This is a genomic window from Novosphingobium sp. MMS21-SN21R (assembly GCF_031846015.1).
In the GTDB taxonomy this organism is placed as follows: Bacteria; Pseudomonadota; Alphaproteobacteria; order Sphingomonadales; family Sphingomonadaceae; genus Novosphingobium.
This window is the reverse complement of the sequence record NZ_JAVRDU010000001.1, coordinates 1,222,739-1,235,300: the sequence shown is the minus strand read 5'-3', so window position 1 is coordinate 1,235,300 and position 12,562 is coordinate 1,222,739. Positions and strand designations below refer to the sequence as shown.

At 59.9% G+C, this 12,562-nt stretch carries 14 protein-coding genes; all 14 read right to left on the bottom strand.

What is annotated here, in order from left to right; genetic code table 11:
• Window positions 1–5 precede the first annotated feature (5 nt).
• Complete coding sequence (locus tag RM192_RS06005; protein WP_311506642.1) at window positions 6–182, bottom strand: hypothetical protein; 177 nt, start codon at window positions 180–182, stop codon at window positions 6–8.
• On the bottom strand, window positions 179–1,699 hold the full coding sequence (locus RM192_RS06000) for a hypothetical protein (RefSeq protein ID WP_311506641.1): 1,521 nt from the start codon (window positions 1,697–1,699) through the stop codon (window positions 179–181). The genes RM192_RS06005 and RM192_RS06000 overlap by 4 nt, the downstream gene beginning before the upstream one ends.
• Window positions 1,696–2,160, bottom strand: a complete 465-nt coding sequence (locus RM192_RS05995; protein WP_311506640.1) for a hypothetical protein — start codon at window positions 2,158–2,160, stop codon at window positions 1,696–1,698. The genes RM192_RS06000 and RM192_RS05995 overlap by 4 nt, the downstream gene beginning before the upstream one ends.
• Complete coding sequence (locus RM192_RS05990) at window positions 2,157–2,756, bottom strand: phage tailspike protein (RefSeq protein ID WP_311506639.1); 600 nt, start codon at window positions 2,754–2,756, stop codon at window positions 2,157–2,159. The genes RM192_RS05995 and RM192_RS05990 overlap by 4 nt, the downstream gene beginning before the upstream one ends.
• Window positions 2,757–2,799: 43 nt before the next feature.
• Window positions 2,800–5,682 carry a hypothetical protein gene (locus RM192_RS05985; RefSeq protein WP_311506638.1) on the bottom strand — a complete coding sequence of 961 codons (2,883 nt, stop codon included), beginning with the start codon at window positions 5,680–5,682 and terminating at the stop codon, window positions 2,800–2,802.
• A gap of 1 nt (window position 5,683) precedes the next feature.
• The gene (locus tag RM192_RS05980; RefSeq protein ID WP_311506637.1) at window positions 5,684–6,814 is read right to left on the bottom strand and encodes a D-Ala-D-Ala carboxypeptidase family metallohydrolase; all 1,131 of its coding nucleotides are present in this window, start codon (window positions 6,812–6,814) and stop codon (window positions 5,684–5,686) included.
• On the bottom strand, window positions 6,814–7,242 hold the full coding sequence (locus RM192_RS05975) for a hypothetical protein (protein ID WP_311506636.1): 429 nt from the start codon (window positions 7,240–7,242) through the stop codon (window positions 6,814–6,816). The genes RM192_RS05980 and RM192_RS05975 overlap by 1 nt, the downstream gene beginning before the upstream one ends.
• 302 nt (window positions 7,243–7,544) lie before the next feature.
• Window positions 7,545–8,057 (bottom strand): hypothetical protein, encoded by a 513-nt coding sequence (locus RM192_RS05970; RefSeq protein ID WP_311506635.1) that lies wholly within the window; start codon window positions 8,055–8,057, stop codon window positions 7,545–7,547.
• On the bottom strand, window positions 8,050–9,384 hold the full coding sequence (locus RM192_RS05965) for a packaged DNA stabilization protein (protein ID WP_409233820.1): 1,335 nt from the start codon (window positions 9,382–9,384) through the stop codon (window positions 8,050–8,052). Before RM192_RS05965 ends, RM192_RS05970 begins: the two co-directional genes overlap by 8 nt.
• Before the next feature lie 23 nt (window positions 9,385–9,407).
• Window positions 9,408–9,776 carry a hypothetical protein gene (locus tag RM192_RS05960; RefSeq protein WP_311506633.1) on the bottom strand — a complete coding sequence of 123 codons (369 nt, stop codon included), beginning with the start codon at window positions 9,774–9,776 and terminating at the stop codon, window positions 9,408–9,410.
• 64 nt (window positions 9,777–9,840) lie between these two features.
• Window positions 9,841–10,041 carry a hypothetical protein gene (locus RM192_RS05955; protein ID WP_311506632.1) on the bottom strand — a complete coding sequence of 67 codons (201 nt, stop codon included), beginning with the start codon at window positions 10,039–10,041 and terminating at the stop codon, window positions 9,841–9,843.
• Window positions 10,038–10,373, bottom strand: a complete 336-nt coding sequence (locus tag RM192_RS05950) for a hypothetical protein (RefSeq protein WP_311506631.1) — start codon at window positions 10,371–10,373, stop codon at window positions 10,038–10,040. The genes RM192_RS05955 and RM192_RS05950 overlap by 4 nt, the downstream gene beginning before the upstream one ends.
• Before the next feature lie 78 nt (window positions 10,374–10,451).
• Window positions 10,452–11,711 carry a P22 phage major capsid protein family protein gene (locus tag RM192_RS05945; protein ID WP_311506630.1) on the bottom strand — a complete coding sequence of 420 codons (1,260 nt, stop codon included), beginning with the start codon at window positions 11,709–11,711 and terminating at the stop codon, window positions 10,452–10,454.
• A gap of 29 nt (window positions 11,712–11,740) precedes the next feature.
• Window positions 11,741–12,547, bottom strand: a complete 807-nt coding sequence (locus RM192_RS05940) for a hypothetical protein (protein ID WP_311506629.1) — start codon at window positions 12,545–12,547, stop codon at window positions 11,741–11,743.
• Window positions 12,548–12,562: the final 15 nt, after the last annotated feature.

Sequence of the window (12,562 nt, the reverse complement as noted above, 5' to 3'; positions counted from 1 at the left end):
TTACCTCACTTGTGCAGATCGTCGCCCGCCATCGCAGGCAGGACCGGGGCTGATTTGATTGCGGCTTCCACTTCGTCGGCCACCGCGACAAAGGCGCGCAGTTGCTCAAGATTGCCTTGAACCGATGCCGCCGAAATGGCGTTCAAGAGGAAATGCCGGTGTGTTTCGTTGTCGAGTGTCATGCGGTCAATCCATGGGCTTGCAGGCGGGAAATGATGGTGCCGATTGCGGTGCGCGCCTCTGCGTCGATTGTCGCGCCGCCAGTGGGAGCCGTGATTGCCGAGCCGCGTGCGCCGACAACCTTCGTGCCGTTCACGCGGTATTCGCCCGCGCTGGTTTCAAGGTTAAGCACCGCCTGCCCTGCGCTATCGGCAATCGACACAAGCGAGGCTGTATTGGTATTATTACGCCAGATCCACGAACCGGAGCCGAGAACGTTGCGCACGTTGTTCGACGTATCGTTGTAGATGAAAGCGTGCGCCGATGCCGTGCCAGACAGGCGAATGCCGCGCTTCTGGTCATTGCCAAGCAACAGGGCAACCGTGGTAAACGTGCCGACAGTGGTATTGAGCAAGCTATCCGCCGACGCCGACGCCTGAATTGCCAGGCCGGTCGCCGTGGTCGCAAGGCCCCCAAGGACGATGCCATCATCGAACGTGCCGCCGCCAACACTCCCGGTCTGGATCGCAGGACCGGGAAGCGCCTTGTTGAATATGTTGATTGCCAGCCCGATGCTGTTCGCGCTGATTGAACTGTCGGACGCAGAAGGCTCAACGTCAATTTCCGCGCCGACGAACTTGCAGCCCGTCTTTCCAGTCCCGCGCGCGATGATATTGGCACCAAACACCGCCGTGCTATTCGCCCGCGCCACGGCGTCAAACATGCCCGCCACAACATCGCCAGCGCAGCTGTTGTTGTTCGCCATGACAAACAGGCCGTTGCTAGGCGAACCCGCTTGCCCGTCCGCACTGGTAAACGTGGCCGAAATGCCGTGATCCGTGGCAACCTTGCCCGCCCAAATGCTCGCTTCGTCCTCAAGGGGGAATGCAGCGCTATCCCGCAGCCATCGGATTGCCATCTTGGAACCGGCAATCGCGGTCGCTCTGCCCTTTTTCTGGACAGCATCTTCCACCGTGCCACCGGTTGCAGCCCCCACAAGAGCAGCGCCGCCAACCCCTGCAAGGTCGGCGCTTTTCGAATAGAACAGCGACAACAGGGCATCAGTGGCGAACTCTGCCTTCTCCAGTGCCGAACCAGCGTTGTTCAGATAGAGCCGAACGCGCGAACTTTGCCACGTGACGAAATATTCACCCGGCGCAACGCCTGTTACCAAAGCCACGCCGTCTGCCGATGTGTTGTAGATGATCCCCGCGCCCAAAAGCTGGATCGCAAGCGCAAACACCTCTGCACTTGCCGCCGCGTCCTCTGCCTGCGTGATCGGGCTGGACCCAAGCAAGATATTCGCCCTGACGTAGCGCTTGCGAGCGCCCCAGAAATATTCAGCCGTGTAAAAGCCATCCGCAGCGAGCCACGCCTTCACCTGGCCCTTGTCGTCGCTTGTCAGGGGGTTTGGCTTACTGGTTACGCCATCGCTTTCCAGAAGCGCCGCAAGCCCGCCTGCGCTGTCGTAAACATAGACAGTCGCGCCCGCGACAATCACGCCGTCGAGATCACGAACAACGTCGTCAAACGTGTTCATCGGTAAATTCCCCCGTAATTCGAGACGCTTGCAGGGACGGAAATTGTGCCCGTCCCACCGAAAGCGTCTGTCGCCGTGCAAATAAAGGTGGCGTTGTAGTCAATGTCCGCGCCCACACCCGAACAGGTGAACTTGGTTGTCGCAGCAGTTGGCGCATTGATTGACCACGTGCCGCCGTCATCCGTGCTTTTGGCCCATGCGTAGGTATAGGGTTCGGCCCCGCCGCTGGCGGTAACTGTCGTTGCGTTCGTGCTGATCGTGGTTGGCGCAGCCAATGCAGCCGCGCCCATGACCGAACTCGGGTCAGCATTGACCGTGATCGAACCGGACTGCGAAAACACGCGCTTGAGCGCCGTTGTGCCTCGCAGGCTGACGAATGCTGCCGCCTTCAAGCCAGAAGCTGTTCGGGCCTTTACCGAAGCAACGGTCTTGATACCGTAGGGAGTGCGCGCCCGGATCACGGCGCAAGTTCCAGCCAGATGTCACCGATTGCCGATGTGGGATCGGCAGCGCCTGAGGCCGTCACGAAAACCCGGCCTGACACGTTGGTCGGGTCCGAATGATACAGGTGCGATCCTGACGACGAGCGCACGATATTGCCGGTGACTACCCCGCCACTAAGGGGCAGGCTGTCAACAATGCCGATATAGGAGCGCATAGCTGCAGCCGATGCTACTGTCAGGACAGCCCGTCCGAATGGCGTTGTGGCGAGCGCTGCGATTGCAGTCAGATCGGCATCAAGGGGTTGGAACTCATCGCCGCCGATAATGGCCGTGGCGACGTAAAACACCTCTGCTGCGTCCGCGTCCTTCACCCGCATGGAATAGTTGGAACTGGCGACGTAGAACGCGGTCGGATTGCCGTCGTTGCAGATCAACCCGCCGATAACGCGCAAAGGCTGTGCCACCGATACTGTCAGCGCAGCATCGAGATAGACGGTTACCGGCGAAAGTTCGGGATCATCACCACTTGTCCCGATATAAACCGAACCGCTGTCGAGCGGGAGGCCTGAACGATCAAGGAAGAACGGGAAAGGGTTGCCCACGCGCGCGGTCATGCGTATTCTCCGGGGATGCAGAAATTATGGCGTTGGCGCTGGTTCATTGGCCTTCCCCTTGCGGTCGCCTTGCTTCCGTCTGTGAAGACGCCGGGTCAGCGCCGATGGGAGGCGTTGCGGCAGAACGCGATTGACCAAGCCACCCCAACAATTCCGTTTGCAAAGCCCCGACATCCGCCGCGATAACGTTGTCGTTCGCGGCAATTTTCGAGAGCGCAGCAACGTGCTTTTCAGCCAGCGCCGGATTGCTTGGCATTTTGGCGAGCCAGCGTGCGAAACCGGGCGATGCAAGAAGCTTGCCCGCGCCGAATTGACCAAGCATTGCCGCAGTCGATGCCACTGGCGACGAGAAGAACGCAGCGATATTGCCACCAAGCGCTACACCACCAATAACACTGCCCGTGTTGGACGAGTTGGCGAAGCGCTGCGCCTCTTTGGTGCCCTGTGCCACGCGGGCGAGGTCTTCGAGTGCCGCGCGAAGTTCGCCGCCAAACATCTGCGACTTTGCCGAACTGCTCATCTTGTTCCAGTTCGTCAGGAACGATCCGAGCGAGAACGCATCACCGGCAGCATTCTGCGCGCCTGCGTTCGCCTTACCTAGTTCCTGCACCAACGTGCCACGAACTGAAGCCGCGTCTTCATCAGGCAGGGATGCAAGGAATTTACCAAGCCGCCCACCATTGGTCTTCGTCGCCGTTTCGAGTGAAGACAGGACTTGCTCAACAGAACGCGGAGCATCACCCTTATTCCCGATGATCGGCGCAAGCACCTGGTCGATTACCTGCACGCGCTCCTTGTGCGCGGCAGAGGCCTCGGCATAGGCTCGGGCTGCGTCGCCCTTGCCCGCCGCATTCAGGCTGGCCGTAATGTCATCATCAGCCGCGTCCAGAACCATGCCAATGCGTCGTTCTGTGTCGGAACCACGCAGCCCGTCTTTCATAAACTTGTCGCGCATTTGCGTGCGCATCCGGCGGACCGCTTCGACACCGTAAGGCTTGTCCAGTTCTGACCGCAGAGCCTGCATTGCGGTCAGCCCGTCAGCACCACCCGGCGTCTGCGAGAGTTCGGCAATGTTGTCGTCAAGAGTCTTCCGCGCTTCCGCCAGATCAACCGGCTCATCGCCACCAAGCGAACGGGCCTTGGCATAGAGCACATTCACCTTGTTGCGACTGTTCTTGATGAACTTCTGCGCACCGGTTAGCGCTGCTTCACCCGCAGCTTCCCGCGTGGTAGGAGCGCCAGCAAGCCCAGCGATTGCTTCAAGTGCGGCCTGCGCCTCAGTCGAAACACGTTGACCGCCACTGACAATTGAACCGGCAGCAAGCGGCAACTGCGCAACACCTCCGGTAATGCGCCGCGTGGTCACACCGGCTACGTCCGCAGGAAGCGGGGCAATGTCGGTGCCGAACTGGCTATTCAACCGATCGGCTGCTGAAATGACTTCCCCGCCATCGGTCAACGGCTGCGCAGCACGACCAACAGCACGCGCCGCCAGCATCTCGCCGCCCTTTCCGAACGCTGCGCCGCCAGCCATGCCAATGCCTGCGCCGGTTACTGCGCCGCCTACAGAGCCACCAAGGCCATCGCCATAGCCGAACCCGGATACAGCGCCTTGCACCGCGCCTTGGCGTGCCAGAGCGCTTACACCACGTGTTGCGCCCGATGGGATCAGCAATGCACCACCAAGCCCGCCGCCAAGTTCCGCAGCCGTGCCAAGTGCGCCCTGCTGGTCTTCCATCTGGCTGTAAGCTTCACGCACCTTATCGCGCTCAAGCCGGTAGCCATCGGCAACACCGCGATTGTTGAACAAGGCTTCAATACCGCCTTGGATGCCCTGAATTTCATCCGTGAGGCCCATTTCAGCGCCTCGGACCGCACGCGCGCCATAAGCCCCACCGCTGGTCGGATCGAAGCCCTCTTTGTTCAACTGGCCACGCAACTGGTTGCGGTAGGCTTCCTCAGCCTGCGAGGTGTCGATTGCGCCCCATCGCGTGCCGGGAGCAAGCTTGCGCGCCGTCTCGATGGACTGCATTAGCGAGGCATTGTCAGGCACAGCGATGCCGTTCTGCTGATACCATGCAGCCACGGCTTGGGGCGTCAGGTTCGGATTACCGCTATTGGCCGTCCAGAAGCCTACAACAGCATCTTCCTTGCCTGCCGGAATGCCAATGCTTTCAAGGTAGCGCGTGCGGTCGAATGGCTGATCCCCCGGCGCGTCCATGCCGAACTGGACGCCGCCGCCGTAAATGTCCTGCGTCGTCGGGTCTTTGGCATCACCCCGCAGTCGCTCAAAATCAGCGCGGTATGGGTCAAAGTCATCCGGGCCGATAACGCGTGCCGGATCAATGCCGAAAGCACCCGCGTCGTCCGTGTAGCGCTGGCGTTGCGCACGGTAGATTTTGCCCAACTCTTGCGCGCGGGCGAGCGCTTGGCGCTTCAATCCCTTGCGAACGTCAGGAGCGAGTTGCCCACCACCCTCGATGCCGAACTGCTTTTTGAGATTGGCGACGGTCTGGTCAAACACCGACGCGCCTGATGCAGCGCTTGCCGTCTCGCTTTCGCGGACAACCGAAGTCGGGTCCATGATCTTCGAGTAGGCGTAAAGCAGCGCGTTATCGCCGGAAGCATCATCAGGCGTCTTGAGCGCGTCGATCAACTGCGGGATGACGACGCGGTAATTCTTGACCTCAGGCGTGCTTTCGTAAGCCTTGCGCAGATCCTGCGTTTGCTGGAACGCCGTGTTTGAAACGTCGCGGGCTTCACCGCGAACAGCGATGCCGGTCGTCGTGTCGCTATTGGCCTGCCCGCGATCCGCACGCGAATTATCTGCCTGCTTGTCAGGGTTCGGCAGCGAGATGACAGGCTGCGGGGCACGCGCGGCAACCGGGCGAACTTCCTCAAACTCTGCCCAAGGGTCCTGCGCCATCTTAGGGCTTCCTCATGGTGCGGCCATCGGGCGTGATGAATTCAGTCCCGCTCGGCAGATTGCGGGCTTCCTGGACGCTGCGAACCTTGACCGGGGCAACGCGGTGCGGCGTGCCTGCGCCCGGTTCCACATGCACATGGTCACCCTCGTTGATCACGTCGAAGCCGGGAAATGCTTTGGCCAGCTTGGCGTGCAATCCGCCCATGCTCATGCCTTTGGGAGGCACAAAATCACGCGCCTGATCGGTCATGTGATAACTATTGCCCACGCCTCCCACATCGGCGTTCTTGCCTGCTGTGCGCTGGCGGCTTGTCACTATCAGGCCGGGAACGGCAGACATTGCAGCGCTTTCAATGGCGCTGCCCGTTGGCGCGATACCTCGCCCACCGGGGGACTGATCACCTCCCTTCGCAGTTGGAGTCACTTGGGGATTGCCCATCAGATCGGAGGCGCGGAATACCGAACCACCAGCCTGCACCGGGATGAACTTCTCATCCTGCGTTGCTGCCCAATTGTCCGCCGCAGCCTTACCGAAAATACCAACGCGGTCGTTGTATTCCTTGGCAAACGCGCTCTTGGCGTCGGTCGGGTTCAGTTTGCCGTAAACTTCCCCAAACTTGGCGGGATCGTCAGATGCAAGGATCATGCCGAGCGAGCCAATTGCAATCTTGACTTCCTGCGGGTCACCACCTTCCAGCCCGTCAAGAATTTCCTTGGTCGTCTCATCGCCTTGCCCTGCGGCAACGTCGGCTTCATACCGCTTGCGCAACAGAGCCGCCGCGCCCTTCGCATCGCCTGCGCTGGCTCGCTGGTAGATGATGCCCGTCTGCGTCAGGTTGGTGCGGCGCGCGTCTGCCGAAAGCGCCTCCCAACCCGGCTTGATCTGGTCGGCAAACTCGGGATACTGCACCATCAACCGTCCGATTGCGCGCGGATCACCCGAATGCACCGCCTCTGCGACATCACGCTGAAACAGGCCTTGCCGCTCCTGCGCCTTTTGCGCCTGCTGGATTTTGATGCCCTGCGCCTGCTGTTGCTGGCGGCGCTGGTCGGTGAGAAACATCTGATCTTGCAGATTTCCGACAAGCCCTTGGCCTGCATTGATGATCGATGCGTAATCAAGTTCCGGCATCAGAAGAGGCTCTTCCAATTGAAGCCGCCGCCGCCGCCCGCGCCACCACCGATTGCCGACGCAATCGTGTCATCGATGTAGGAGCCTGCGTTCTTCCAATTCTGCGCCGCGATGCCGCCGCGCACCAATGCCGACTGTGCAAGCGCACCCGCGCCCTGATTGCGAAGCGCGTTCTGCTGCGTGACAGCGTTTGCGCCAAAATTCGAGACAGCATCAGTCGCGCCAGAACCAATGCCGACAAGGCCGGAATACTGCGCAAGCTGGTTGGCAATCACTGAATTGAGCGTGTCACCCCGGAACCGGGAAAGCGCGTCCTGCGTGTTGCCGCCACGAAGCCCGCCTGTAGCGGAAGCGTTGGCGAGAATACCTTCCTCACCACTGTTAATCAGCGATGTGTAAAGCGGCCCACCCTTCAACTGGTCGATCAACTGCTGCTGTGCATCAGCGCCATTCACGCCGACAAGATTGCCCAGCGGCCCTGTCGCAGAGGCCCCGAGGTCTTGATATGGCGCGTAATCTTGGCGCGTTACATCGAATTGGCGGCGTGACTCATCAACCCCTGCCATATTGGCATCGTATTGAAGTTTCGCAGCTTCCTTCGTGGCCTTGGCTTGCTTGCCGCCGCCAATGATACCGCCGATTAGGGAAAACAGGCCGATGACAGCCTCCTGCGCATTGTCCAGACGCGCGCACTTTCGCCGCTACCGCCTTCCCGCGCTATTTCGCTTCCCTAGACAACTCGGATCATCAGAACCGAACCATTCCGGTATACGCTACCAACCTCGACACCCGCCGTTGCCGCCGCCACGTCGTCCAGGGCATTGACCAGCCCTGTTATCGCAGGCTTGTCCAAGGTCTTCTTCGTCAGCGTCTCGGCATTGTCGCGGGTTGCCAGAATACCAGCCAACGGCACAACCACCGTGCTTTCACCGGTCGCAACGAACGTGACCTTAAACCCGCCCGATACCCTCGCGCCGTCCACAGACAACCGGATTAATACCGTTCCTGATGTGACTACACTTTCAAGCCCATCGCCAAGTGACAGCACCCGCTCATTCGGCAGTTCGGCATTTTCCGAAAGCGTGACGAAGGCGGCGTCTTTCAAAAGCTGCGTATCGGCAACGTTCGTTGTCGTCGATGCCTGCACATCGGAAAGCACCTGTTGCTGGTTTTCAAACGCAGCCCCCCACCGCGTCCCGAAGACCTTTTCAAGAACCTCGCGCCGGATCAGGAAGTCAGCCAAGAGGCTCCCCCGTCATCTCGCATCGGGAAAAGGCATAACGCCCACGCCCTCGAAAACGCATTGCAGCAAGTGTGGGGCATCGTGCGCCCACCGTCCACCGCATACGTTCATCCCTGCGCCCCATCATCCGCCGGGAAACTTCACGCGAATAAACCACGGCGTCCCGGCTCATGGACAAAAACACGGCATTGGGAACGGTTGGGAACTGTCCGAATAATTCAACTTCATTGACCAGAAACGCCTTGCCATCGTTGAACATCAGCGCAGTGTCGAATTGCCAGTCTGCCCCATCACCAAAGTGTTCTGGCGCTTCAGTCAGGACACCCAATTGCGCGCTGTCCCGGTCCCCGACAATATGCTTGCCATAGCACCACACAGCACGACGCAGGCGGTATGGTGCGAGCCTCCCACTATTCAGGATGAACCACGCCCCTTGCTCGCCCTCCGTCGAAGTGCCTAGCGCAATCCCAAGCGTCTTATCCTGCAAATGAACGAGCAACTGGCGCTCTTCACCAAACACGCGTGCCTCTAGTTCGATCAGTTCCGGGGAACCCTCGGCATTCAGCATGTCGTCAATTTCGCGCGTTGAAATGCGTGAGGCATTGCCGCCTGTCTCGACATAGACGCTCAACGGCTCATCGCGCGCGCCGCCGACAAATGCGAACGTCCCGCCGACAAGGCACTTGGCCGAGGCCGACACGCAGCCATAAGGGATCGTAGCGCCTGGCACATTTGCAAATGGAAACCCATTGCCGCCGACATTCTGAAAGACCTGAATTGTGTTTCGGCCAAACGCGTAGATTTCCTCACGGAACCGCAACAGCCCGGTGATCATGTCCGGGTCTTCCTCTGCCGAGCCGTATTTGATCGGATCAACAGCAGTAGGGTCATTCAACTGCGTGGCCACGATGTATTGCCCATCAGATGTCACATAATAGCCGTCCGACCACACCATGTCCTTGGCCAGCCCAAGGTCAGGGTCGGTCACTTCAATCAGCGCAGCTCCGGTCCAGTAGAACAGTTTGTCAGCGCTGCGGATCGCCAGACGGTCAAAACCATAATCGAAGCCGACCGATCGGTAATCATTACCCACATCACCGATGTCGGTCACACCCCAATCGCTGGCCACCTGCACAAGGCGCGAACCCATCACGCGGTAGTGCATTCCATTCCAGACGGTGCCGCCACGATCAACCCCCGGCCCTGTCGCCACAGACACCGCGCCGCGTGTGGTGACAATCTGCCCTTGGCTTATGCCGCTGGCGAATGTCCTCGGCTCAAGATTGACAGGATATGATGCCGCAAACGTGCCATCCTTGGCCGTCATCCCCGAAAGAAGGGGAACCCGCATCAATCGCCCTCATTGAAAAAAGGGCCATTACCGTAAAAAACACTATGCCCCGCACCTGAAGGGGTATTGTCAGGATAGGTTACGGATGACTTGTTGCCTACAGCGACGCAAAGGCTCGAAAAGGAACGCCCCTTAGCCGTCGATGCTTGTGGGGAAAGTCCTTTGCCCGTCGCAGGGGCAAGGCGTTCCGCAAGGCACAACGAAACAGCCTGCGTCCATTTCTGTTCGATGCCCGAACGTTCCGAAGGGCGCGGCGTGGTGAAGTCGTAGCCCAACTGGTCGAACGGCCATTCCCCCATCATGCCCCGGAGCAAGGTCACACCAGAGGCGTATTCCTCATCAGTCCGTCCAAACATCGTGTCCGTCATGCCCAGCGCCAGAAACGCAAGGTCTACCAGTTCCTTGTTCGTCGGACCGGAAGGGATGGGAATGTCAGTCATTCTTGCGTGGCCGTCCGCGCCTTACCCCGCCGGGTTTGCCGTCTCCATCATGGTCAAGCGGATCGAGGCCAACTCGCCAGCCCTCACCGATGGCCGCTTCTTCCTCGATCTCGTCCAAGATGATGAGATAATCGACGCCATGCTCAGGCAACATATCGCCTTGGCGATAGACCATGCGTGGATAAGCGCTCAATTGCCCTGCCCCGGTGTGATGTAGAGAATGCCGTCAGCCGCGCTGGCAATGGTCGCGTATTTCTTGATGCCCGGTGCGACAGTGACGCGAATGAGTTGCCCCGGTGGGATAGGGAACCCGCCGGTCGCGCCGCCCGAAGCCGGAACCACAGCAGTGGGGCCAGCGTCTGCCGTAGAAGTCAACGTGCGGCATTCCCAAAACACGACAGCAGTTGCGCTGGAATTGTAGAGAGCCACGACATTGCAGGTTTCCGGCAGTGACCCGCCCGCCGAACTTGTGGCATTCGCCTGCGCGATGGCCCCCGCTGACATTGGCTGGAATGGTCGGATCATCTTGCTCAATCTCCTCTAAAGCCCTGCGGACAGGACTTGAAAGGAGGGCGGGCGCTTCCAAACGCCCGCCTCCAATTATCAGGCCTGACCGAACATCTGTGCCCCGGCGAGTTCCGGGTTCGTCAGAGCAGTGCCCCAACGAAGATCGAGACGGCAGGACGAAAGCAGCGTCGAGACGTTGGTCTGCTTGGTGTAGATGATCTGCACGCCCAGCGCCGTAGTTGCCGAGGTGGAAATCACACCCGAACCATTCTCAACCTCGAAAGTGCCGGGGATCAGAAGAACCGACTCTTTCTTGAAGAACGGGTTGAGCGGTGCCGCCGTGGTGTTGAGCCACGTCAGGGCCGCGCCGTTCGCCGGGAGGGCGTCAACGCTCTGATATTCCTTTTCGGCGTCCGAAGTGCCGAAGACGATGGCCGGATAGATGCGGATCACACCGGCAGATGGCTTGCCAACAACGCGGAACGTCTTGAGCTGCCCGCTGCTCTGCTTGGTGATCATGTGCACCGCGTTGACGTTGGCGATGGTGAACGCATCGCCCACCTTGATGTTCGCATAAGTCGTCGCGGTGATCGTCAGATCGGTGTAGCGGTTGTCCTTGTTCTCTTCTTCACCGGTCGCACCCGTCGAAGTCGCGGCGGGGGTCGTCTTCTGTCCAGCGCCGTTGACAGTGGTCGCGCCGCCGGTTGCCGCAGCCAGCAGAATTTCCTGATCGTTCTTGAACACCTCGAAGCCGGCAACATCGTGGCGAATGCGTGCCATTTCATAAGCATCACGCGAACGCGCGCTGTCTTCCGAACGTGAAGCGAGATTACCCGCCATCGCGTTCATCACCGAAGGCGCGTAAAACGCCATACGGTCGCCGTTCATCACGCCAGTGCGTGCGAAGCGGGTATCCAGATCGGCAACGTCGTCATAACCGGTTGCGGCACCGGTGCGCTTCGAGAACGTGCCACCCTGCAAAGAAACGGTGTCGAAGATGGTCTTGTTCACGTCCGACGAAAGCTTCTGTTTGGCCGACTTGACCCACTGGTCGATTGCATACTGGTTGCGCAGATCGGTGGCGCTGAATGCCTTGGACGAGTGCTTCCAGAAGCCGACCGAAACCGGGACGTTAAGCTGCGTCACATCGCCAAAGTGGCCGGTTGCATCTGAGCCGTCATAGCTCTGACCGATCATCGGGGCGGGAATCCACCACTTGTCACGGCTGCGCGAACTCTCCTGCGCATCACCGCCGACCCACTTGGTCGCGCCCTTGGCGATGACGAGCGAGTCATCAAAGCCCTCGATCAGTTCATCGAATGCAACGAGTTCCTGCTTGGTAAACGAATTGGCCATGTCTCAAAATCCTTGAAAACCGGGTTGGGTCAGGCCCGAAGGGTTCGGCGGTATGCAATGAGGGCCGTTCGGTCCCCCGTGCGCTCCGCCTCCTTTTCGAGCCGTGCGAGTTCCTTGTCCGTCGATGCCATCGAAATAGGGGCGTCACCCCGGATCGGTCGGTCAGGCTGCGGAAGGCGTCGTTTCGTGGTCACGGTCACCTTGTCCTCCAGTTTGCCGACGAGCATCGCCGCACGTGCAAGGTCGAGTTTGGAAAGTTCTTCCAGTTTGGCCGGGTTGCGAGACAGCGCATAAACGAGTGCTGCGGGCTTGTCGGTCATCAGGATCAGCGCTTGATGCTGTGCGGACAGGGCTGAAAACACCTCATCCTCGGCACTCGCAAAGTCTGGAACGCGAAGCTTGGCCTTGTCTGCGGTGTATGTCTCCGCGCGCTTGGACCATTCTTCCTGTTCCGCCTTCGTCCGCTCCTGCTGCTCCGCCTCGATCCGGTCCGATGCCGCCTTGCGCTGCTTCCAGTCGTCAAGTTGGGCCTCGAACTGGTCTTCGTCGAAGTCGCACGCCGCAAGGGTCGGCTTTTCGCCTACCTCGATGCGCTGTGGCTGCTGCCCGCGTTCTTTCTCGTGAAGTTTTCGAGCCAGTTCGCGGTTAGCGCGCCGCAGATCGCGGATAACGCTGCTTTCCGGGGCTGGCGCTGCCCCCTCTTCTGCCGGTTCGCCAAAGGCAATGACGGTTTCGTCCTCGCCCTCATCCCCGGCAACGTCCTGCTCTTCCTGTTCGGCCTCAGGCTCCAAGGCCTGCGTGTCGTCGAGTTCGAGCGTGTCCGTCTCGTCTGCCATCTCGTTCCTTCCCTC

Coding starts and splice junctions, on each gene's coding strand:
- RM192_RS06005 (WP_311506642.1), bottom strand. CDS start 182: ATGACACTCGACAACGAAACACACCGGCATTTCCTCTTGAACGCCATT.
- RM192_RS06000 (WP_311506641.1), bottom strand. CDS start 1,699: ATGAACACGTTTGACGACGTTGTTCGTGATCTCGACGGCGTGATTGTC.
- RM192_RS05990 (WP_311506639.1), bottom strand. CDS start 2,756: ATGACCGCGCGCGTGGGCAACCCTTTCCCGTTCTTCCTTGATCGTTCA.
- RM192_RS05985 (WP_311506638.1), bottom strand. CDS start 5,682: ATGGCGCAGGACCCTTGGGCAGAGTTTGAGGAAGTTCGCCCGGTTGCC.
- RM192_RS05980 (WP_311506637.1), bottom strand. CDS start 6,814: ATGCCGGAACTTGATTACGCATCGATCATCAATGCAGGCCAAGGGCTT.
- RM192_RS05965 (WP_409233820.1), bottom strand. CDS start 9,384: ATGACGGCCAAGGATGGCACGTTTGCGGCATCATATCCTGTCAATCTT.
- RM192_RS05960 (WP_311506633.1), bottom strand. CDS start 9,776: ATGACGGACACGATGTTTGGACGGACTGATGAGGAATACGCCTCTGGT.
- RM192_RS05950 (WP_311506631.1), bottom strand. CDS start 10,373: ATGATCCGACCATTCCAGCCAATGTCAGCGGGGGCCATCGCGCAGGCG.
- RM192_RS05945 (WP_311506630.1), bottom strand. CDS start 11,711: ATGGCCAATTCGTTTACCAAGCAGGAACTCGTTGCATTCGATGAACTG.
- RM192_RS05940 (WP_311506629.1), bottom strand. CDS start 12,547: ATGGCAGACGAGACGGACACGCTCGAACTCGACGACACGCAGGCCTTG.